19 protein-coding genes are annotated in these 20,350 nt (G+C 54.9%); 13 read left to right on the plus strand and 6 right to left on the minus strand.

Annotation, left to right across the window (positions count from 1 at the left end; genetic code table 11):
• The first annotated feature begins 56 nt into the window (after positions 1-56).
• The gene (locus DACE_RS11815; protein ID WP_006001535.1) at positions 57-1,583 is read left to right on the plus strand and encodes a YifB family Mg chelatase-like AAA ATPase; all 1,527 of its coding nucleotides are present in this window, start codon (positions 57-59) and stop codon (positions 1,581-1,583) included.
• A 63-nt stretch (positions 1,584-1,646) separates the two neighbouring features.
• Here the strand turns inward: DACE_RS11815 and DACE_RS11820 are convergent, their stop codons facing one another.
• The 4 genes from DACE_RS11820 to DACE_RS11835 all read right to left on the minus strand — a co-directional run bounded on the left by DACE_RS11820 (position 1,647) and on the right by DACE_RS11835 (position 5,665).
• The gene (locus DACE_RS11820) at positions 1,647-2,744 is read right to left on the minus strand and encodes a KamA family radical SAM protein (protein ID WP_006001537.1); all 1,098 of its coding nucleotides are present in this window, start codon (positions 2,742-2,744) and stop codon (positions 1,647-1,649) included.
• A 69-nt stretch (positions 2,745-2,813) separates the two neighbouring features.
• Positions 2,814-3,650, minus strand: a complete 837-nt coding sequence (gene ablB / locus DACE_RS11825) for a putative beta-lysine N-acetyltransferase (protein WP_006001539.1) — start codon at positions 3,648-3,650, stop codon at positions 2,814-2,816.
• Positions 3,647-4,960 carry a lysine 2,3-aminomutase gene (kamA, locus tag DACE_RS11830; RefSeq protein ID WP_006001541.1) on the minus strand — a complete coding sequence of 438 codons (1,314 nt, stop codon included), beginning with the start codon at positions 4,958-4,960 and terminating at the stop codon, positions 3,647-3,649. The genes ablB and kamA overlap by 4 nt, the downstream gene beginning before the upstream one ends.
• A 114-nt stretch (positions 4,961-5,074) precedes the next feature.
• Positions 5,075-5,665 carry a MarR family winged helix-turn-helix transcriptional regulator gene (locus DACE_RS11835; RefSeq protein WP_006001543.1) on the minus strand — a complete coding sequence of 197 codons (591 nt, stop codon included), beginning with the start codon at positions 5,663-5,665 and terminating at the stop codon, positions 5,075-5,077.
• A 130-nt stretch (positions 5,666-5,795) separates the two neighbouring features.
• Between DACE_RS11835 and DACE_RS11840 the strand changes: the two genes are divergently transcribed.
• The 5 genes from DACE_RS11840 to DACE_RS17415 all read left to right on the plus strand — a co-directional run bounded on the left by DACE_RS11840 (position 5,796) and on the right by DACE_RS17415 (position 10,661).
• Entirely contained in the window at positions 5,796-6,569 is a 774-nt protein-coding gene (locus DACE_RS11840; RefSeq protein ID WP_006001544.1) for a DUF481 domain-containing protein, read from the plus strand.
• Positions 6,570-6,788: 219 nt separating this feature from the next.
• Positions 6,789-8,156 carry an alginate export family protein gene (locus tag DACE_RS11845; protein ID WP_006001548.1) on the plus strand — a complete coding sequence of 456 codons (1,368 nt, stop codon included), beginning with the start codon at positions 6,789-6,791 and terminating at the stop codon, positions 8,154-8,156.
• Positions 8,157-8,966, plus strand: a complete 810-nt coding sequence (locus DACE_RS11850; protein WP_006001550.1) for an ABC transporter permease — start codon at positions 8,157-8,159, stop codon at positions 8,964-8,966.
• Positions 8,959-9,744 carry an ABC transporter ATP-binding protein gene (locus DACE_RS11855; protein ID WP_006001553.1) on the plus strand — a complete coding sequence of 262 codons (786 nt, stop codon included), beginning with the start codon at positions 8,959-8,961 and terminating at the stop codon, positions 9,742-9,744. Before DACE_RS11850 ends, DACE_RS11855 begins: the two co-directional genes overlap by 8 nt.
• Positions 9,741-10,661 carry an ABC transporter substrate-binding protein gene (locus DACE_RS17415; protein WP_006001555.1) on the plus strand — a complete coding sequence of 307 codons (921 nt, stop codon included), beginning with the start codon at positions 9,741-9,743 and terminating at the stop codon, positions 10,659-10,661. The genes DACE_RS11855 and DACE_RS17415 overlap by 4 nt, the downstream gene beginning before the upstream one ends.
• Here the strand turns inward: DACE_RS17415 and DACE_RS11865 are convergent.
• Both DACE_RS11865 and DACE_RS11870 read right to left on the minus strand, forming a co-directional pair.
• Positions 10,641-11,351, minus strand: a complete 711-nt coding sequence (locus tag DACE_RS11865) for a DUF429 domain-containing protein (RefSeq protein WP_006001557.1) — start codon at positions 11,349-11,351, stop codon at positions 10,641-10,643. The two genes, DACE_RS17415 and DACE_RS11865, sit on opposite strands and share 21 nt — an antisense overlap.
• Before the next feature lie 707 nt (positions 11,352-12,058).
• The gene (locus DACE_RS11870; RefSeq protein WP_006001559.1) at positions 12,059-12,973 is read right to left on the minus strand and encodes a zinc metalloprotease HtpX; all 915 of its coding nucleotides are present in this window, start codon (positions 12,971-12,973) and stop codon (positions 12,059-12,061) included.
• A gap of 336 nt (positions 12,974-13,309) precedes the next feature.
• On the opposite strand from DACE_RS11870, the gene DACE_RS11875 reads away from it, so the two are divergent.
• From DACE_RS11875 to DACE_RS11905, 7 genes are all read left to right on the plus strand, one after another.
• Entirely contained in the window at positions 13,310-13,603 is a 294-nt protein-coding gene (locus tag DACE_RS11875; protein WP_006001561.1) for a hypothetical protein, read from the plus strand.
• Between the two features lie 453 nt (positions 13,604-14,056).
• The gene (locus DACE_RS11880) at positions 14,057-14,503 is read left to right on the plus strand and encodes an Hsp20/alpha crystallin family protein (protein ID WP_006001563.1); all 447 of its coding nucleotides are present in this window, start codon (positions 14,057-14,059) and stop codon (positions 14,501-14,503) included.
• Positions 14,504-14,552: 49 nt separating this feature from the next.
• Positions 14,553-14,948, plus strand: a complete 396-nt coding sequence (locus tag DACE_RS11885; protein WP_006001565.1) for an Hsp20/alpha crystallin family protein — start codon at positions 14,553-14,555, stop codon at positions 14,946-14,948.
• A 1,539-nt stretch (positions 14,949-16,487) separates the two neighbouring features.
• The gene (gene modC / locus DACE_RS11890; RefSeq protein ID WP_040367246.1) at positions 16,488-17,543 is read left to right on the plus strand and encodes a molybdenum ABC transporter ATP-binding protein; all 1,056 of its coding nucleotides are present in this window, start codon (positions 16,488-16,490) and stop codon (positions 17,541-17,543) included.
• A 14-nt stretch (positions 17,544-17,557) separates the two neighbouring features.
• Entirely contained in the window at positions 17,558-18,250 is a 693-nt protein-coding gene (gene modB / locus DACE_RS11895) for a molybdate ABC transporter permease subunit (protein ID WP_006001568.1), read from the plus strand.
• A 16-nt stretch (positions 18,251-18,266) separates the two neighbouring features.
• Complete coding sequence (locus tag DACE_RS11900; protein WP_006001570.1) at positions 18,267-19,013, plus strand: Rossmann-like domain-containing protein; 747 nt, start codon at positions 18,267-18,269, stop codon at positions 19,011-19,013.
• A gap of 13 nt (positions 19,014-19,026) precedes the next feature.
• Positions 19,027-20,247 (plus strand): ABC transporter substrate-binding protein, encoded by a 1,221-nt coding sequence (locus DACE_RS11905; protein WP_006001572.1) that lies wholly within the window; start codon positions 19,027-19,029, stop codon positions 20,245-20,247.
• Positions 20,248-20,350: the final 103 nt, after the last annotated feature.

A 20,350-nucleotide genomic window follows, 5' to 3' on the forward strand; every position in this document is an offset into this window, starting at 1 on the left:
TTTTATGTCTATATTATTTGCCTTTTGTAATAATTTTACTCAAATAAGAGTTATCTATGTTGGCAAATATTTTATCGGGAGCCCTGATCGGCATTGATGCCTATCCAGTGGAAGTTGAAGTGGATGTCGCCCAGGGGCTGCCACAGTTCTCTACCGTCGGACTGCCGGAAGGTGCGGTCAAAGAGAGCAAGGATCGCGTCAAATCGGCGATCAAAAACAGTGGCTACGATTTTCCCGTGCGGCGCATCACCGTCAACCTGGCCCCGGCTGATATCCGCAAAGATGCCGCCTCCCTTGATTTACCCATGGCTCTGGGCATCCTTGCCGCCACCGGCATTGTCGGCGAAAAAGCCCGCCGCTATCTGTATATGGGCGAACTCTCGCTCGACGGCCGCATAAAAGCGGTGCGCGGCACGCTGGCGGTGGCGGCTGCGGCCAAAGACTGGAACCTCGACGGACTGATCCTGCCTCAGGACAATGCAGCCGAAGGTGCAGCCGTTCAGGGGTTGCCGGTTTACCCCGTGGAAAACCTCGCCCAAGTGGTGATGTTCCTTAACGACGAAGCAGTCCTCTGCGCCTTTTCGGAACCATCACCGCCCATCACCGCGAGCCCCTGCCACGAAGAAAACTTCAGCGAAGTGTGTGGCCAGCAACATGCAAAACGTGCGCTGGAGGTAGCTGCAGCCGGTGGGCACAACATGCTGATGGTTGGTCCGCCAGGCAGCGGCAAGACCATGCTGGCTAGACGCGTTCCAACGATATTACCGCAACTCGATTTCAGCGAGGCCCTGGAAACCACCAAAATCCATTCTGTCTCCGGCCTGCTCGGCCAGCATGAGGCACTGATCCGCCAGCGACCATTTCGCGCCCCCCATCACACGATCTCCGATGCCGGACTGATCGGCGGTGGCAGTATTCCACGCCCTGGTGAAGTGAGCCTGTCGCACAACGGTGTGTTGTTTCTTGATGAGCTGCCTGAATTTCGCAAAAACGTGTTGGAGATGTTACGCCAACCCCTTGAGGACGGCCAAGTGGTGATCAGCCGTGCCGCGTTGAGTCTCACTTATCCGGCCGACTTCATGCTGGTTGCCGCCATGAACCCCTGCCAGTGCGGCTTTCTCGGTGACAGCCATCATGCCTGCCACTGCACACCGCCACAATTACAGCGCTACCGCAGCCGCCTTTCCGGGCCGCTGCTTGACCGCATCGACCTGCACATCGAGGTGCCGCGAGTCAACCATCAGGAACTTGCCGACAAGCAGGAGGGCGAATCGAGCGAAATTATCCGTCGCCGCGTCGAACTGGCCCGTCAGGTCCAGCGCGAACGTTTTCGCAAACACCAGCTGTACACCAACGGCCAGATGCAGGCGCGCCATATCCGTGCCTTCTGCGCTCTGGACAGCGACGGGGAGCAACTTCTCGCCCAGGTGACCGAACGGCTCGGCCTCTCCGCCCGCAGCTACAGTCGCATCCTTAAAGTCGCCCGCACCATCGCCGACCTGGCCAACGAAGACAACATTCACCAATCCCACCTGGCCGAGGCCATTCAGTACCGCTCTCTGGACCGACCGGTTCACAGCTAAAAAAAGCCCCGGTCCTTGACGTGACCGGGGCTTTTCATCGTTCTTACTGCAAGTACCGACTACTTATTCTGGAATATTCGGCAGATGGGTAATTTGCCCTTTGTGGTTACGCAGGGTGTATTGTTCGTCGTCCTTATCCACAATATAGTAATCGGGCATCAGCGGAATCTTGCCGATATTGGTCGCCACCACATACATGGGCTGCGCCAGACCGGTGGTGTGGCCACGCAAGGCATCGCGAATCAATTCGGCTCCCTTTTCCACCGGTGTGCGGAAATGATCGATGCCCGGCGCCGCTTCGCAGTAAAACACATAATAGGGACGGATACGCACCCGCAACAGTTTTTGGTGCAGTTCACGGAAGGTCTCAACATCGTCGTTGATCCCTTTAAGCAGGACCGCCTGATTACCAACATTGACGCCGCAGGTCATCAGATCATACACCGCCTGGGCGGTGTGTTCGGTCAGCTCTTTGGGATGGTTACACTGGGTATTCAGCCAGATCGGCACCTTATGGTTGCCGCCGAGAATATTTTTCAATTCCGGGGTAATACGCTGCGGCAACACAATCGGCACCCGTGAACCGAAACGGATCATTTGAATGTGGGGAATCGCCCGCAACCGCTCAATCAGGTAGGCAATCTTTTCATCAGGGAGCAATAACGGATCACCGCCGGTGATCAGCACATCACGCACTTCGGGATGCTGGCTGATCCACTCTAACCCGTCATCCACATTAAAGTCGAACGTCAGGTCGCCATCCACCACCAGCTCTTTGCGAAAGCAGTGGCGACAATAAATACCGCAGGTCTGGGTGACGGTAAAGGCCACGCGATCCTTGTACTGGCGGGCAATGCTGTCCGGCCGCTGCTCTTCGGTGTCGCGATTCTCCTTCCACATCAGGTAATCGTCCATGCCGTAGGTATTTTGCTGTTCCAAACTTGATGGGATGACCTGCTTGCGGATTGGACATTGCGGATCATCCGCGTCCATGAGTGAGGCAAAGTAGGGGGTGGTGCCCCAAGTGGTCTTATTCTGTTCAAGAATCTGCCGTTCATCGTCGGTGAGATTCACATACTGCTCGAGTCGTTCGATGGTGTTGACAAAGTTAGCCAGTTGTTGCTGCCATGTTTGCGTGGTGGCGCCACGGTCATCAGACATGTTTTCCCCTTTGTGTTGTGTAAAGCCTATGCTCTTGTGCGTTAAAAGAAACGATTCGGTATCAAGCTGTTACAACGCCTTGAACCAGATATTCATGCTCTCCAATTGGCCGAAGATCTGGGTGTTATTGACCAGCGTGCCGGTAAAGCGGTAACCGTGCTTGCTGAAGGTGATATTCATGCCGAACGAATAGGCTCGGGCAATGGTAAATGCGGTGCGGATGCCGCGGCGGCGCATATCCTGCTCCATCTCTTCGAGCAGAAAACTGGCCAGACCGGCACCTCGCTGATCGGGATGGGTGGCAAAATCGGTCATCTCAACATGCTTTTGCGCCACATTCATCTCTGATGAAGACACCGCGACCAGCACACCGTGATGACGGATGCCGTGATAGATCACATCCTCATCCATGGTCTGACGCAGATAGTCCGGATCATGAATCGGAAACGGATAGGATTCAAAAACCACCTTATACAGAGCGGCCATGTCCTCGGCATCCTGCGGACCAAGAAGCTGACAGGAGTAGCCTGCGGGCAATACGGCGTCGGTAAACGATACGGTCGGCTTAGCTCGGGCGGCAGCCAGCACATCCTGGACGGTATCGACATACTGCTCTTCACCACGTTGAGCGTCGACAAAGCGACTGAGAAAAACCCCTTCCTGTTCACCACCGAACAGACCAGAAACCCGAGCTTCCTCGATGAAACCATGGGCGAAAAAGGCATGTTCCAGCGTGGCCGGAACCTTGGTAAACAGCTTGCTGTAACCGTGTTCCTCGGCCAGTGTTTCGGCCAACTGAATCACCTCCGGCAAGTCACGCTCGTCCACCTTCATCAGATAGACACGATCATTGCTTTTGCCGTGTTGCAACTGCGAATGTTTAAAGTGGACAATCTCATCACTCATAGTGCGCGGCGTTCCATCCTTTCATTGTCTTCGGGGGTTAAGGAGATGGTCTGATCATGGTCTGCCAACAGCTTTTCTATACCGATGGCACGATATTCCTCGGCATCATCCAGCTGCAATTGCAGGTCACAGGCATCACATTTGCGATCACAGAAATGCTGTTCATAACTGTCCGGCTCTTTATAGGTGGTGATCACCCCTTCATAATTACGCAGCACCACCTTATTGGTGGACAGAGACACCAGGTAATTGGGATTGAGCGGAATTTTGCCGCCACCGCCCGGCGCATCCACTACATAGGTGGGAACCGAAAAACCACTGGTATGGCCACGCAGGCTTTCCATGATCTCAATCCCCTTGCCAACCGGGGTACGAAAATGGTTCAGCCCCTCCGACAGGTCACATTGATAGAGGTAGTACGGGCGCACTCGATTGGCGACCAGCTTATGAACCAGCGCTTTCATGATGCGCGGGCAGTCATTGACCCCGGCGAGCAGAACACTCTGGTTGCCCAGAGGAATACCGGCATCCGCCAGCTTGCGCACCGCCTCTTTCGACGAGGTCGTCATCTCGCGCGGATGGTTGAAATGGGTATTGACCCAAATAGGGTGATGTTTCTTCAACACCGCCACCAGATCGTCGGTGATGCGATAGGGCAGCACCACTGGCATGCGGGTGCCAAGACGCACCACCTGCACATGCTCAATCTGGTCCAGTTCGGTGAGAATCCAATCGAGATGGTCATCCGACAGCATCAGCGGATCGCCACCAGACAGCAGGACATCGCGCACCACTGGATTGTTCCGGATATACTCCAGGCCCGCTTCGATCTCTTCACGCCCCGGCACAGTATCCTGATCACCGACTTTGCGCTTACGCGTACAGTGACGGCAGTACATCGAGCAAATATTGCTGATATGAAACAACACCCGGTCCGGATAGCGATGGGTAATGCCCGGAGCTGGGCTGTCCTGATCTTCCGCCAACGGATCAGCCATATCATGATCCAACACCTGCAACTCTTCGGGCACCGGAAATGCCTGGCGAAATACCGGGTCGTTGGCATAGTCGTCAGTATTAATCAACGAGAGATAATAGGGGGTAATGGAGAGTGGAAACGTGTCCACAGTTTGTTCTATTTTTTTCCGGTATTCCGGTTCAAACTCAATGCCGAGCAACTGCTCAAAGTCGTCCACCGACTTGATGCATTTACTCATCTGCCATTTCCAGTCTTTCCATTTCGATAAAACAATTTTTTCATCGCCGAGATGTTCGGCAATCTCCTGCTGAGCTTTGTTAAAAATCGACATATCGCTCTCTTGGGGTTTCGAGTGAAACGCATTCACTCAGGTGAAAATAAAAAAGGCCAAGATCGCTCTTGGCCTTTATGTTCCAGCTGACGCATGCCAGCCTTACTTTAGAAATTAGTCTTTTTTGTCGGCGTCGTAATGCTCCAGAGCACCGGTTTCCAGAACCGGAGAGGCATCAATACTGCCGGCCTCCATCAGTTCAACAATCCGCTCCAGAGCCATGGTGATCGACACCTGTTCCAGCTCCGGCAGTTCCTGAAGGGCGGTTGCCAGATTTTCCTGCAACGACGACGGATTTTTCCCAACCAGCGCCAGTCCCGCCTCGGTCAGCGACACCTGCACTACGCGGCGGTCCCGCTCACTGCGTTTACGCTCTGCCAACCCCTTGTGCTCCAAACGGTCAAGAATGCCGACAATGGTACTCGGACTCAGGTACACGCTGCGCGCCAGTGTTGACGCCGTCATCGCCCCCTGCTCAGCCATGGCCGTCAAACAAGCCAATTGCGGCCCGGTAATGTTGTATTGCATGGCCAGCTTGCGGGAATGGAGATCTACCGCCCGAATGACCCGGCGCAACGACTGAAGGATTCTCAAATCGTAACTGCTCTTGGGAACATCAGGGGTATCATGCGCATCCATACGTTGCGCTTCGACGATGCGAGGAACAAATCCCTCAGCATCAGGACAGGACTTAGAATCATTCATCTCAAAACACTTTAGCTGAAATAGTTTGAATTGAAATCATTTCTATCACAAATGACTTGCCGTTGTCAAATAAGCCTCACCACAGAAGCACTTGACAGCTTCATGAAAAACAGGATAGACAGAGGCGCACATGTTTAATGACATTGATCTTAACCACCCCGTCAAGGAGGGAACAATGAACCACCTGCGCCGTTTTGCCGTCGTGACAATTGTGTTGATTCTGGCCTCAACAGCCTGGGGCGCTGACGCTCCGGGAACCTGGAAAGACCAGGCCGAACTGGCCTATGTCGACACCAGCGGCAACACTGACGTCACCACCCTGTCTGCCAAAAACAAATTGACCTACCAGTTCACCGACCGGGTTACCGGCCTGTGGAAAGTGGAAATCCTCAATGGTAAAAGCGATGGTGAACGCAACGCCGAATCGTATTTCACTGAGCTGCGCAGCGATTATGCCTGCACGGATCTGCTCTACTACTATGCTCAGGCCAGCTGGCTCAAAGACCGTTTTGCCGATATCGACTCGCGCACGGTTCTCGGTGCCGGTAGCGGCTACAAATTTCTCACCGGCCCCAAACATCACCTGGTGGGTGAAGCGGGTCTGACCTACACCATTGAAAAACTCACTGATGATTCCGACGATGAGTACGTCGGTGGCCGCTTGTTTGGCCAGTACGACTACCAGATCAACGACACCAGCACGTTCACCCAAAATGCCGAACTGTTCCTCGACCTCGAGCAGATGAGCAACTACCGTCTCAACACGGAAACCGCACTGACCACTGCGCTGAACAGTGTGCTGTCGTTCAAAACCAGCTATGTTATCAAATACGACAACGAGCCGGCCGACGGTACCGAGCACACCGACACCATCCTCGCCGCGTCACTGGTGGCCAACTTTTAACACCAGCTCTTAGGTCAAACGTGATTCAAAACGGCCACTTTCGGGTGGCCGTTTTGGTTTATGACACAGCGCCTCCCACTCCCGACCTCAATAAAACCGATAATACATTTAAAAATCATCAGTGATACATATTGGCCAGAGCAGAACCGGCTATGCTATACCCGCCAGCGAAGAGCGAAATGTTCCGTATACGCATCCAACTGAGGTTTTAAAACCACCATGACCCGCTGGCCCTATGTTCTGTGTGCTGCTTTTCTGCTGATGGCACTCTCCCCACTGCTCAGCGCCTCAGAAGCCTTGGCGGCATCCCCCTTTTCCGGCTATATCGATCTGCGTTACCGCTACGAATATCAGCACCATTTTAACCTCAAGAGTTACGGTGAACAGCCGGTCAAAGGGGAAAGCTGCGATGGTTTCTGGCTGCAACGACTGCGCATCGGCGGCCGTTGGCAGGCCAGCGACTGGCTGACCCTTGCCGTCGGCATGCAGGATTCACGCGTGTTCGACAGTGATCTGAACAGCGAATCCTACTTCTACAATAAACGGGTCGATCACGAGAAAAACGCCTATGAAGATCAGTGGGAGCTGTATCAGACGTATCTCGAACTCACACCGTTCAGACAACACAATCTTAAACTGCGCATCGGTCGTCAATCCATCTCCTACGGCAACAACCGTATTTTCGGTCCCGGCAACTGGGGCAACAGCGGCAGTTACCATTGGGATGCCGTCAAGCTGTCGTGGCACAAGGGGGAACACTTTGTCGATCTGTTGTGGGGAGCGCACATCATCCACGAACCCGAGCAGTTTTCCCTGCATCACCGCCACGAAAACTACGGCGGCGGCTTCTACAGCCACGTTCAACTATCGCACCAGTGGGCCATCGAACCGTTTTACATCATCAAATACGATGATCATGGCAACTTCAGCGGTGAAAGCGGCACAGATGATCTGACGTGTCACAGTCTCGGAAGCCGCGTGACCGGGCAACTCGGTCCCTTAACTCTGGATGCCACCCTGGTCGGCCAATGGGGTCGTTACGGCAACGATGACCTGCGAACTTGGGGTGGTCATATTCAACTCGGTCACTGCTTTACGGCCTGGCCGTGGCAGCCGACCATCAATGTTGACTACAGCTACGCCTCCGGTGATCGCGATCCCGATGACGGCACCCGCCAGACATTTCTCGGCGTGTTCGGCTCACGCGACAGCATGTACGGTCGCATCAACCTGTTTTCGTGGAGCAACCTTCACGATGCCCAGGCCACGGTGAGCGCCACACCACGCAAACGTCTGAAGCTGACCATGGAGCTGCACCGATTCTGGCTGGCCGCCAAACAGGATGGCTGGTCGCTTAACAGCAGTGCCTACCGCGACAAAACCGGCCACAGTGGCCGTCATGTCGGTGACGAGATTGACCTGTTTGTCCAGTGGCGTCTTCCAGCGTTACGCCAGATCGATAGGGAGAAAATCACTGTACGCGTTGGCTACAGTCGTTTCTGGCCAGGGGAATTCACCAAGAACGTTGCTGACAATGTAGCTGCCGACTGGCTGTTTGCCCAAATTCAATACAATTATCGGTTTTAGATGATGAGTCCCACCTGGAAACAGCGCCTGTGGCGCATGATCGGACCAACCCTGCTGATTGTCGCTCTCTGGCAGATCACGGCATGGGGTGTCACCAACTTGCGCGGCGTGCCTTTCCCAACGCCGCTGGTCACCCTGCAACGCCTGATGGAACTGTTTGCCAATCAACCTCTGGCCGGGTACAGCCTCTACCATCATATGGCCGTCAGCCTGACACGCTGGCTCGATGCCTTTGCCCTGGCAACCCTGTGCGGCATCAGCTACGGCCTGCTCAGCAGTCGCTGGAACGGGTTGCATACGTTAACCGCGCCCATTCCACAGTTGTTGCTGCTGATTCCCGGCTTAGCATGGATTCCGGTGGCGATCCTGATCTTCGGCATTGGCGAAGGGGCCACCCGCTTCATGATTGCCATGACCGCATTTGCCCCCATTGCCCTGGCCACCATCAACGGCATTAAAGGGGTCAACATTCACTACATTCGGGCGGCCCAGATGCTCGGCGCAACCCCCACCACGCTGTTTTTTCAAGTGCTGTTGCCGTCCGCCCTGCCGGCGCTGATCAGTGGTCTGCGTATCGGTCTCGGGAACAGTTGGCGGGTGTTGGTGGCTGCGGAAATGGTGGTCGGTACGGGCAGCGGTCTGGGCTTTTCCATCATTGAAGCGCGCTGGAGCCTCGACTATCCGTCCGCGCTGGCCTGCGTGGTGATAATCTGCCTGATCGGCCTGATTCTCGAATACGGTCTGATCCGCCCCCTGGAAAAACGCACTCTGGAACGGTGGATGGTACAACGCAGGAGCAACGATGTTTGAATTTGATCACGTCAGCCTGGGCTATCCGACCTCCCGTAATGCCGGGACCAAGTACCCACCGATTATTGACAACCTGACGCTATCGCTGACTGGGGGCGAATTTGTCTGCGTGCTTGGCCCAAGTGGCTGCGGCAAAACCACGCTGCTCAATTTGGCCGCCGGATTTCTCACCCCAGATCAGGGCCAGGTTCGCTTTGACGGCCGCGAGATCAACGGCCCGTCACCGCAGCGCGGCGTGGTGTTTCAGGATGCCACCCTGTTCCCCTGGCGCACCGTGCTCGGCAATGTCATGTTCGGTTTACGCCGCCAAGGGGTTGATCGCCATCAGGCCCGCCTTCAAGCCATCACCATCCTGACCCAGGTCGGACTGGGGGAACACATCGATGCCTGGCCCGTCACCCTGTCCGGCGGCATGCGCCAGCGCGCAGCCCTGGCGCGCATTCTCGCCCTCAACCCTAAAGCGTTACTGCTTGATGAACCGTTCAGCGCACTCGACGCCAACAGTCGTGAACACCTGCAGGACACCTTGCTTGATCTGTGGCAAAAACGACCACGAACCGTGCTCTACATCACCCACAGCGTTGAGGAGGCCGCCTATCTGGCGGATCGAGTGTTGATCTTTGGCCCCGCCCCCAACCACCTGTGTGCGGATCTGCCGGTCACCCTGCCGCGACCACGCTATCGCTCCAGCACTGAAGTACAAAATCTGGCCCGCACCCTGCGCCAGCATCTCAACCAGTTGCCGTGTTGTCTGAAACCTTCGAAGGACCCGTCATGAAGAAAAAACTGATTTTATTTCTGATCCTTTGCGCGTGGCCCATGCTGAGTTATGCGGCAGAACCGTTACGCTTTGCCTTTCAGAACCGCATCGGCAGTGTGCTGCCGATCATTGCCGTCGACCAACGCTTTTTTGCCGCTGAAGGGCTTGACGTCACCACCCAGATGTTCAGCAGCGGCCCGGCCTGTGCCGAAGCACTCACCTCCGGAGCGGCAGACATCGCCACCATGGGTGACACCACAGCACTCATCGCCCTGTCGCGCAACCTGCCGGTACAACTGCTCTTCAGCCATGCCAGCGGCGAACAGCGTCACCGAGTCATGGTCATGAATCCAGCCCTGAAAAGTGTCGACGATCTGCGCGGCAAGCGCATCGGAGTAAAAAAAGGCACCTCCACGTATGGAGGCTTGTTGAAACTACTGAGCCGCAACGGCTTGACAGAACAGGATGTGCGGTTGATCAATCTGCGCCCGGCCACATTGATTGAAGCGCTCCAGGCCGGGTCCATCGATGCCTTTGCCGCCAGTGAGCCGACACCATCCATGGCCGAGATGCGCGATGCCCATCAACTGACCACCCTCGGCGGCCTCGGCAATCACTACCCGATTCTCATTGTCGGCCAATCGCGCTATATCAACGACCATCCTCAACAGCTGGCCGCATTCCGTCGCGGTCTGCAACGTGCGTTGACATTCCTGCATCGCTATCCGCAGCAGGCTGAAAAAATTGTCGCCACCACGCTCAATCTGCCGCCCGATGTCATCAAACAAGCGATGGCCCGCCATGCCTACCACCTCAAACTGGACCAAGAGATTCTTACCAGTCTCGCCGATACCGGCGACTTCCTTTTACAGCAAAAAATCATCCGTCAGCAACCAAAGCTGCCGCAACCGGAGTCAATCCTGGTCAGGAAGTGATCCCGCCCAGATCCAACCTTCACGGCGCGCCACAGCCTCATTGTCCGGTGGACACGTTCGGCCCCGATAAAAATCAGCCGCAGCCAGCACACACACGACGGCATCTGCGGCATCGTCCGAGGCCGTGACAACATCGGTCACCCGCGACCAGTCGAGCACAGCTTCCAGCCCGCTCAGATGGCCGCCTCTATCCCTGACACCATGGACCAGGCGGGTCGCAGCCGGGTACACTTCAATGGCGCGCCAGCGGGCGTCTTCGTCAGGGTCCCAGGCCAGGGGGATCGGCAAGCCGGTAGCATCGCGCAGTTGTTGCAACAGGGTTAACGCCATATGGGCGGTGCGGGCAATGAGATTGGAGCCGACATCAAGCGGCTGTTTGCCAAGGCGCTGTTTAATGGCGGTATCGGTATAACGACGAAACATGGCGTGGGGTTCGGCGGTCAGGCCCATACCCGCCTGATGGTGGGCCAGTTGTTGCCCCATGGCCTCGGGCCAGCCGAGCGGAGCATCCAAACCCAAGATCACGTCATCGTCTTTACTGACCCAGTCGAGGATCAATTCGAGAGCACCGCGCCGGCGGTCGCCAGTCGTGCAGCGCTCTATGATGACGCGATCATCGTGTAAAACACCGAGAGCGACGCCGGTTTTTTGTGGGCGGGTGGCGCAATCGATGCCGATGAAATAGGGCATTGTTTGATCCTTTTTCCTGTAAATTTGAACCAAAACGACAATCAGACATATCAATAGCCAAGGGTAGCACGAAGAGCATCGCCGGTTTTAACTTTAAAGTTCAGTGGGTCGAAACACGGCGCGAATTGCGCTAGCCCATATTATCCGGTCACGCGGCTTGGTACGCACGTGACGTGGGCTTCCGCGCCCACACGTCGGGCCACATTTTGCGTCGACAAAAGTGGCGCAAAATCGACTTCCGTCATTGCACCCTATCGGGTTCCCTCTCTTCGTTCACTTACACCGCGATGTCGGCAAAACTCGCTGACGCTCAAACAGGTTGCCGACGATCATCGCGGTGACATTCACTACGTTCGGTGCTGCTGAACGGAAGGGATGAAGTGCAAAATAACGGGCGACTGTAGGGCGGGCACCGTCCCGCCCGTTTGATCGGTGCCACGGAAGAGGTAGAGAAAGATGCAAAATCGTTATCAAAGCTTTACTCCAAGAATGATGAGTTACACGATTTGCCGAGCTAAAGGGAGGCAAGCCGAATCCGTGAAGTAAAACGGAAACAGACTCAGTGTCAGTGGGTCCAGGTTCAGGAGAAGTTCAGCCGGTTTTTGCATACTTTTGAGCGGCCAGTCAAAAGTATGTCGGCTGCCGGGACGAAACCCGGCGACCTTGACCTTGTCTCGATCTTGAATCTAAGTGGTTAAAAAGCCATCTTACGACAACCACCAGGGCCGCTGCGATTGAAATACGTGGGGCGGATTCATCGGCCGGGTGCGGTAGCGACGTGCTCCTTCCGGCAGCAAGGCCATAAGGCGGTCGATGCGTTGTTGCAGCGGTGGGTGAGTACGCAGCAGCCCCAGTTCTGCCGGGCGCGGCAGGCGAAACACATTCCACCAGCGTTGTTGGGCTCCTTCGAGTTTGACCAGGGCAGAGGCCAAGCCTTGAGGGTCGCCGGTGAGACGGGCGGCATTGAGATCAGCGGCATACTCGCGCACCCTGGAAATCGCCAGATGAGCGAGGCTGCTCAACATTGGTGCCCCCATCACAAGCAACACCACGCCCAGGTTAAGTGAAACATTTGAAAACAGCAATAAAGGCAGGCTGACCATGATCATCAGCATGGTCATGGCCGACAGCATTTGGGTAAAGCGGTTGGCCAGATCAGACAGCCGCAGCACCTGTAGATCACGCTGTTGAATATGGCTGAGTTCATGGGCCAGTACACCGGTCCATTCATCGTGATTAAGCAACCGGATCAGCCCGTCACTCACCGCCACAGCTGAGCGTTCCGGGCTGCCAACGGCAAAAGCATTGGCCTGTCGGTCGGGGAGATAATAGAGGTCCGGAACCCGCGGCAAGCGGGCGCGCGCGGCCAGTTGCTGTAACAGATGATAGAGTTGCGGTGCCTGATGAGGCGATAACGGCTGGGCACGATGCCAGCGCATCACCTGTTGCGGAGAGACCGAACTACCCGCCAGCACGATAAAGGCGAGGGCGACCAGCCACAGGCCACTGCTACCCCACACCAGCCAGCCGAGCAGGGCCAGATAGCCGACGACAAACACCAGCAGGGCCAGTGTCTGAAATTGATTGCGAAAGAATTGTTGAAACCAGTGGTTGCGATCCATACGCCCCTCATTTCATCACCCAGGACTGATTGTGCGACAGAGCAGGTGCACTCCCCGTCACGGCATTTTAATTTCATGGATCATGCCAGCAAGCGACGATCCTATTTTCAACAACTTAGCCATGTGCATCACCCATTGCTGTGTTGATGGTGTCGCATGCGACGTTGCGACAAGCCCAAACGCAACAGGACCGATCCGGGGAGGCATCCGGATCGGTCCTGTCTGATGTATCAACTAGGAAGAAAGGAGAGATCAAGTCCTGCCTGCCACAACAAGTCTTGACTTGGTTTTTACTCTAACAAAGCAGATCCCTGCTCACCACGATGAGACGCGTAAATGTTTGTTGCCCAATCCGCGAATTGTGACTGTGCAGAGGCACAGGTTTGGGATGTGGGTAGCTCTTCATTTTTTTTGAAGGTCAAAGTCAAGGTCGAAGGCAAAGTCAAGGCCGCCGGGTTTCGCCCCGGCTGGCGACATCCTTTTGACTTGCCGCTCAAAAGGATGCAAAAACCGGCTGAACTTCTCCTGAACCTGGACTCCCCCACACTGAGTCTGTTTCCGTTTTGCTTTACTGATTCGGCTTGCCGCCCTTTAGATCGGCAAATCTTGCAACCATCATCTTTGGCGTAAAACGTTGATAACTGTCCTGTGTCTTTCCCTATCTCTTCCGTGGCACCAACCAAACGGGCGGGACGCTGCCCGCCCTTCAGTCGTGGGCAATTTAGCACCCATGCCCTCCCGTACTGCAGCGCCGAACGCAAGTAGCGGCGTCGTGATGGTTTTCGGCAAACGGTTTGAGCGTCAGCGAGTTTTTGCCGATATCACGACGTGAACGGATGAATCTCGCCAGAACGGCACATCCTGATAAGTAGTGCCACTTTCCCGCAACACCTGTCGCACGCAACGTTGCGACACAACGTCGCACGACACTTTCTGCACAATTCTCCATATCAGCTTAAAATGCATAACAGACTGATTTTATTTATATTTATCAGATAAATATTTTTTTGGCACAAAGCGTGATAACACCAGAGAGCAAACAAAACATCACGTGTTAACTCACTATTCACAAGGAGGACTCTCATGGCACGCTTTGATCTTTTCAACGAAATGGACCTGCTTCGTCGCGAAGTGGATGATGCTTTCCGTAACTTTGGTTTTGACGCTCTGAAGACTTCGGCTTTCCTGCCCGGCATTGGCACCGGCGACTATCCTCGCCTCAATGTCACCAGCGATGACGACGCGATCTATGTTGAAGCACTGGTACCGGGGATCACCCCGGATGATCTGGAACTCAATGTCATGCAGAACACCCTGACTCTGTCGGGTGAGCGCAAGCAGGACAACGCAGAGCAACGCACTTGGCATCGTCGTGAGCGGGGCGCCGGACGTTTCATGCGCACCATCGAACTGCCAGCCAGCATTGATACCGGCAAAGTGGAAGCCAATTACAGCAACGGCATCCTGTCGATTACGCTGCCCAAGGCAGAACACATGAAAGCACGCAAGATTTCGGTGCAGGCACACTAAGCCGTCAATCATTCACAACACACACAACGACTTTAAGGAGGATACAACGATGAAAGATCAACAACTGACTCCCAGCGAAGACCGTGCCCTGCAATCCGGCAATGACACCCGCAGTCCGCAACGTTACCTGCGTCCGGCCGTGGATATCTTTGAAACCGACGATGCCTTAACCCTCGTCGCCGACATGCCGGGAGCCGATAACGAGGGCCTGGATATCAATATGGAGCAGGGTGTCCTGACCCTTAAGGCAACGATGCCTGAAAAGAGTGACAAGAAATACCTACTCAAGGAGTTTGCCCCCACCAGTTACTGGCGGCAATTCCAGATCAGTGACGATTTTGATGCCGAGAAAGCCGATGCCTCATTTAAAGATGGCGTGCTGACCTTGACCTTGGCCAAACGCGAAGCGGTCAAGCCACGGCGCATTGATATTACGTTCCACTGATCCACCCATTCATTCTCTAGCAAACCTCCACAGGCATGACCCCTTTCATCATGTCTGACACCATGCCGGGCCGTCCCCCTTGCGGCCCGGCTTTTTTATACTCATTGCTGAGGTCTAATCGACACAGCCCTCCCGTTCAGTGCAATGTTCTTTTGTTTAAATTCAAGATCAAGGTCAGGGTCAAGGTCGCCGGGTTTCGCCCCGGCTGGCGACATCCGGCGACTGGCCGCTCAAAAAGATGCAAAAACCAGCTTAACTTCTCCTAAACCTGGCCCCACCGACACTGAGTCTGTTTCCGTTTTGCGTTTCAGATTCGGCTTGCCTCCCTTTAGCTCGGCCAATCTTGCAACCATCATCTTTGGCGTAAAACGTTGATAACTATCCTGTGTCTTTCCCTATCTCTTCCGTGGCACGAGTTAAACGGGTGGCCGGTGGCCACCCTACAGAAGTGTGCTATTTAGCTCCCAAGCCCTTCCGTTCAGCAGCACCGAACGCAGTGAATGTCACCGCGATGATCGTCGGCAACCTGTCTGAGCGTCAGCGAGTTTTGCCGACATCGCGGTGTAAGTGAACGAAGAGAGGGAACCCGATAGGGTGCAATGACGGAAGTCGTTTTTCGGTTCCTTTTGACGACGCAAAAGGAACCCGACGTGTGGGCGCGGAAGCCCACGTCATGTGCGTACCAAATAACGTGAACGGATGCTCTGTGCTGATGGACTTAAGTCAAAGTCAGGGTCGCCGGGTTTCGCCCCGGCAGGCGACATCCGGCGACTGGCCGCTCAAAAAGATGCAAAAACCAGCTTAACTTCTCCTAAACCTGGCCCCACCGACACTGAGTCTGTTTCCGTTTTGCGTTTCAGATTCGGCTTGCCTCCCTTTAGCTCGGCCAATCTTGCAACCATCATCCTTGGCGTAAAACGTTGATAACGGTTCTGTGGCTTTCTTTATCTCTGATGTGGCACCGATCTAACAGGCGGGACGGTGCCCGCCCTTCGGTTGTCTGTTATTTTGCACCTCAGCTCTCTCGTTCAGCAGTGAGGGAACCCGTAGGGCACATTGGGGTTGTTATTGATCGGATGAACGAATGGTGTTGCTTGGAATTTTTTGCGTCAGCAAGGCAGAGGAAGGAACCATAGTTATTCTATGGCGACAACCGATAACGCCGCTGACGTGTGGGCGCGGAAGCCCACGTCACGTGCGTACCAAGTAAGGTGAACTGATGAAGTCTGCCATAAGCAATACACTCCGCTGTTCAAAAAACAGTCAGCTACCCCCTCTCCCGCCCACTTCTTAGACACGATCCTGCCATTGAATGCCCAAATTATGTCGTTTTTAGTTGGCACACTCCATGCTGTCGTTATAATAGAGCCGACGTTGCGCAACGATGTGCCATCGGCCCTTGAGCAAAGATGCCCCGTAGCGTAACTCGTGCCCTCCTGCCTCCACAGGTTGAGTCGCCCTACGGGGCTTTTTCACTAAAAGCCTGAATCCGCCACCATCAACGGGTTCAGATAAATGTATGGAACAGACGACACTCTTATGATTCTCGACGTTGACCTGAAAAAACATCTCGGCGATTTCCAACTCGATGCCACCTTCCGTGTCGAAGGCAAACGGATTGGTCTGTTCGGACCGTCCGGACACGGCAAATCGACTCTGATCAACCTGCTCGCCGGGCTGCTCACTGCCGACAACGGGCATATTCAGCTCGATGGCGAAAACCTTTACCACAGCGGCTCACGCGTCAACCAGTCGCCCAAAAAACGTCATATTGCCGTGGTATTTCAGCACGCCCATCTGTTCCCCCATTACAGCGTCAAAGGCAATCTGCTCTATGGTTACAATCGGCTGAAATCCGGCCAGCACAAACTGCAGCCTGATGAAGTGATTGAGGCTCTGGATATTTGCAAACTGCTCGACCGCCAGGTCACCAGCCTGTCCGGCGGCGAACGCCAGCGCGTTGCCTTGGGGCGCGCTCTATTGGCCAGCCCGCGTCTGCTGATTCTCGATGAGCCGCTCAGTGCTCTCGACCACAGCCTTAAAGGGCAAATCATTCCCTATTTGAGAAAAACCCTGAGCCGTTTTGAGATTCCTTACGTGTACATCTCCCACTCTCTGAGTGAAATGCGTCTGCTCACCAAAGAGGTGATTGTCCTTGATCAGGGCAAAGTGGAATCTGTCACCACCGCTGAACAGATAGCTCTGGAGAGGATCACCAAAGATGTTCGCGGCTATGTCAACCATCTTAAACTGACCGAGCCACAAGAGCGCGGCACCCTGCTCGCCTATCGCTGGGGTGATAAAGAGTTGCTGGTAACGGCACGCACCGGCCGCCATGAAGGACTGTTTGAACTATCGAGCAAAGAGATTCTGTTGTTCAAAGACAACCCCGGTGCCGTTTCGGCACGCAATATGTTTGAAATGCCGATCACTGAAATCCGCCCGTTTGAGCATTCGGTGGCCATCACCCTTGGCGAAGAACCCAATGCTCTGATTTCACAGGTCATGCACGAAGCTGCCGATGAACTGGGGCTGAAGGTGGGCGGCACGATCTTTGTCGGTATCAAGGCCTCGGTATTCCGACCACTGGCCTGATTTTGGAGTTATGGATGTTTGAATTTTCACCACAAGACCTATTTGCCATTGCCATGTCAGCACGCGTTGCCACGGTTGCCACACTCCTGACGCTGCCAATCGGCTTTGCCCTGGCCTGGGTCCTTGTTTTCAGCCGGATTCCCGGTAAAGGCTTTATCGACGGCCTGGTCAACCTGCCACTGGTGTTACCGCCGGTCGTTGTCGGTTATCTGCTGTTGTTGTCGCTGGGCCGCAACGGCTGGCTGGGTGAACTACTGCAACAGGTGGACATCCAGATCATTTTCACCTGGAAAGCGGCAGTAATCGCCTCGGGACTCATCGGCCTGCCGCTGATGGTGCGCTCCATCCGCCTCGGCATGGAACAGATCGATCCACATCTACTCCATGCCTCGCGCACATTGGGTGCCGGAAAACTTGATATGTTATGCACCATCGTGCTGCCGTTGTCGTTACCAGCCATGCTGTCCGGAGCGTCATTGACTTTTGCCCGCAGCCTAGGCGAATTTGGTGCCACAGTTATTCTGGCTGGGAATATTCCCGGTCGCACCCAAACCATTCCATTGGCGATTTATGATTACACCAACACACCGGGAGGGGAATCACAGGCGTTGAACCTGTGCCTGGTGTCGATTGCTCTGTCCTATCTGGTATTGCTCTTAAACGAGCGGGCGCTGCGCCGCGTACGGTCACGCCGCAAACCGGACTAACCTATGGAGAACTGCAATGTTTTACAATGAACTGCAACACCGCTTCAGTCAATTGATTGAACGTAACGATCTCGCCGACAAAACCGTGGAGATCAAAGCCCGCATCTTGTCCAACGAAGAGGCTATCGGCAACCCATCGCGCGACGACTATCCACTGCTCAAGGGCAAAGAGTTCCTGATGGAAGCCCGCTTTATGGATGTCAGCGGCCAGGCCTATACCGATGCGCCCAGCGAACTGACCACCACCCTGGCCGAAATCGCCAACAGTAAATTATACGAAACATCGCAACGCGCCCTGTTTATTGCCACCCTCAATGCCGTGGTGCGCTACCTCGACGGCGACCTGAAGACCGTCCACTGCCGCAACGATGAACCGGAAACCTGCGCCGATCAGATCATTGAAGCGATCCGTCCGGCTGATCCGCACACCGTCGGTTTGGTCGGCTTACAACCGGCGATTCTGGCAGTGCTGTCCAAAAACTATGGCCCGCAAAACGTGCTGTGCGTCGATCGCGATACCAGCCTACGCGGCGCCAGCAAACACGATGTGCCGATTTTGTGGGGTGACGAAGAGAACACCGAAATGGTGTTCAGCCGTAGCGATGTGGTGCTGTCCACCGGCTCCACCGTGGTCAACGGTAGCCTTCCCAATCTGCTGGCCCTGTCGGAAAAGTTCCAGACACCGATCTTCTTTTACGGCACCAGTATTGCCGGTGCCGCCCGGCTGATGTCCCTCAACCATTTATGCTTTGAAGCTTCATAAACGGAGAATACACATGAAACCAGCACTGCATGGCGACCTGAAAATTTCTGAAATTATTGAACACTATCCGCAAACACGCAGCGTGTTCACTGCCCACGGCCTGTCCGCTCTGGTCAGCGAAGACGGCATGCGGGTGCTGGCTCCGTTTCTCACTTTGGCTACGGCACTGCGCAGCCGCCTGATCGACCTCACCAGCTTTCTGCGCTTGCTGCAGGAGGTGATTGACCTCGAAGAGCTGGCCGAAGCACCGGGCTTGGAATCTGTGGATCACCAAGGGGAGCTGACCCTGCTGGCCTTGATGCCGTGCGGCCTCAAAGTGCCGTTCAGTAAAGCGATCAGCGAAGCCATTGGCCGTATTGAAAAAGAGCACAACCTGTCGGTGCGCTATGCGGTGGAAGGCAACGTTAATCAGGAGTTGTCGTACTATCCTTACATCAACACTCTGGAAAAGGTCGAAGAACTGCCGGATATCATCATCTCCGCCGACTTCAACGCCTTTTACGGCCACAGCTTTTATAACCGTTTTGTCGCGACCGGCGATGTCACCGGGTACAACACCATCAACACCAGTAAGACGTTTACCGACGCCGGGGTGATCGACCCCGAAGGCAACTACACCGTGCTCGGCATCAATCCGCTGGTAATCGTCGCCAACACCGAACAATTGAACGGCCGCCCGCTTCCAACCTGCTGGGCCGACCTGATCGACCCGATGTGGAAAGACAGCATTACCTTGCGCGGCAGCAGTGACTTCTTCTGCCACGCCGTATTGCTGCCCATGTACCGCGATCACGGTGCAGAAGGATTGCGCCAACTGGCCGACAACGTGTTGCAAGGGATGCATCCGGCGCAAATGGTCAAACAGATTGACCTCAATGCCCCCGGCGCGCTGTATGTCATGCCGGAGTTTTTTGCCTACCGCGCCAAGCAGCAGCAACGCATCCAGATCATCTGGCCCGAAGACGGCGCTCTGGCCAGCCCGGTCACCCTGCAGGTCAAGGCATCCCGCATCGATGAACTCAAACCGGTGCTTGATCTGCTCACCGGCATTGATCTCGCCCAGTCTCTGGCCGGTGCCCGCTTCCCGGTGCCCCATGCCGAAGTCACCAGTGAGGTGCAGGATAAACCCTTGATGTGGATCAGCTGGGACTTGCTGCGTGAACGTGACTTACTGGAAGTCAATGCCGAAATCGACGATCTGTTTTTGCCCTATGTGAAGTCCATTAACAAGTAGAGCCTTTTGCAAAAAGGCTCGTGGAGCCCATGGATGGGCGACCAAAACAGTCGATTTCGTTTACAAATCGGCGATTTTGTGAGCTTTTGAAAAATGTCACTTC

Source organism: Desulfuromonas acetoxidans DSM 684, from assembly GCF_000167355.1.
GTDB lineage: Bacteria > Desulfobacterota > Desulfuromonadia > Desulfuromonadales > Desulfuromonadaceae > Desulfuromonas > Desulfuromonas acetoxidans.

What these genes read in the sequence shown, in the direction of transcription:
- modB (WP_006001568.1), top strand. Translation starts at nt 17,558, where the DNA reads ATGTTTGAATTTTCACCACAAGACCTATTTGCCATTGCCATGTCAGCA.
- modC (WP_040367246.1), top strand. Translation starts at nt 16,488, where the DNA reads ATGATTCTCGACGTTGACCTGAAAAAACATCTCGGCGATTTCCAACTC.
- kamA (WP_006001541.1), bottom strand. Translation starts at nt 4,960, where the DNA reads ATGTCGATTTTTAACAAAGCTCAGCAGGAGATTGCCGAACATCTCGGC.
- DACE_RS11905 (WP_006001572.1), top strand. Translation starts at nt 19,027, where the DNA reads ATGAAACCAGCACTGCATGGCGACCTGAAAATTTCTGAAATTATTGAA.
- DACE_RS11850 (WP_006001550.1), top strand. Translation starts at nt 8,157, where the DNA reads ATGATGAGTCCCACCTGGAAACAGCGCCTGTGGCGCATGATCGGACCA.
- DACE_RS11815 (WP_006001535.1), top strand. Translation starts at nt 57, where the DNA reads ATGTTGGCAAATATTTTATCGGGAGCCCTGATCGGCATTGATGCCTAT.
- DACE_RS11835 (WP_006001543.1), bottom strand. Translation starts at nt 5,665, where the DNA reads ATGAATGATTCTAAGTCCTGTCCTGATGCTGAGGGATTTGTTCCTCGC.
- ablB (WP_006001539.1), bottom strand. Translation starts at nt 3,650, where the DNA reads ATGAGTGATGAGATTGTCCACTTTAAACATTCGCAGTTGCAACACGGC.
- DACE_RS11845 (WP_006001548.1), top strand. Translation starts at nt 6,789, where the DNA reads ATGACCCGCTGGCCCTATGTTCTGTGTGCTGCTTTTCTGCTGATGGCA.
- DACE_RS11870 (WP_006001559.1), bottom strand. Translation starts at nt 12,973, where the DNA reads ATGGATCGCAACCACTGGTTTCAACAATTCTTTCGCAATCAATTTCAG.
- DACE_RS17415 (WP_006001555.1), top strand. Translation starts at nt 9,741, where the DNA reads ATGAAGAAAAAACTGATTTTATTTCTGATCCTTTGCGCGTGGCCCATG.
- DACE_RS11865 (WP_006001557.1), bottom strand. Translation starts at nt 11,351, where the DNA reads ATGCCCTATTTCATCGGCATCGATTGCGCCACCCGCCCACAAAAAACC.
- DACE_RS11840 (WP_006001544.1), top strand. Translation starts at nt 5,796, where the DNA reads ATGTTTAATGACATTGATCTTAACCACCCCGTCAAGGAGGGAACAATG.
- DACE_RS11820 (WP_006001537.1), bottom strand. Translation starts at nt 2,744, where the DNA reads ATGTCTGATGACCGTGGCGCCACCACGCAAACATGGCAGCAACAACTG.
- DACE_RS11880 (WP_006001563.1), top strand. Translation starts at nt 14,057, where the DNA reads ATGGCACGCTTTGATCTTTTCAACGAAATGGACCTGCTTCGTCGCGAA.
- DACE_RS11875 (WP_006001561.1), top strand. Translation starts at nt 13,310, where the DNA reads ATGTTTGTTGCCCAATCCGCGAATTGTGACTGTGCAGAGGCACAGGTT.
- DACE_RS11885 (WP_006001565.1), top strand. Translation starts at nt 14,553, where the DNA reads ATGAAAGATCAACAACTGACTCCCAGCGAAGACCGTGCCCTGCAATCC.
- DACE_RS11855 (WP_006001553.1), top strand. Translation starts at nt 8,959, where the DNA reads ATGTTTGAATTTGATCACGTCAGCCTGGGCTATCCGACCTCCCGTAAT.
- DACE_RS11900 (WP_006001570.1), top strand. Translation starts at nt 18,267, where the DNA reads ATGTTTTACAATGAACTGCAACACCGCTTCAGTCAATTGATTGAACGT.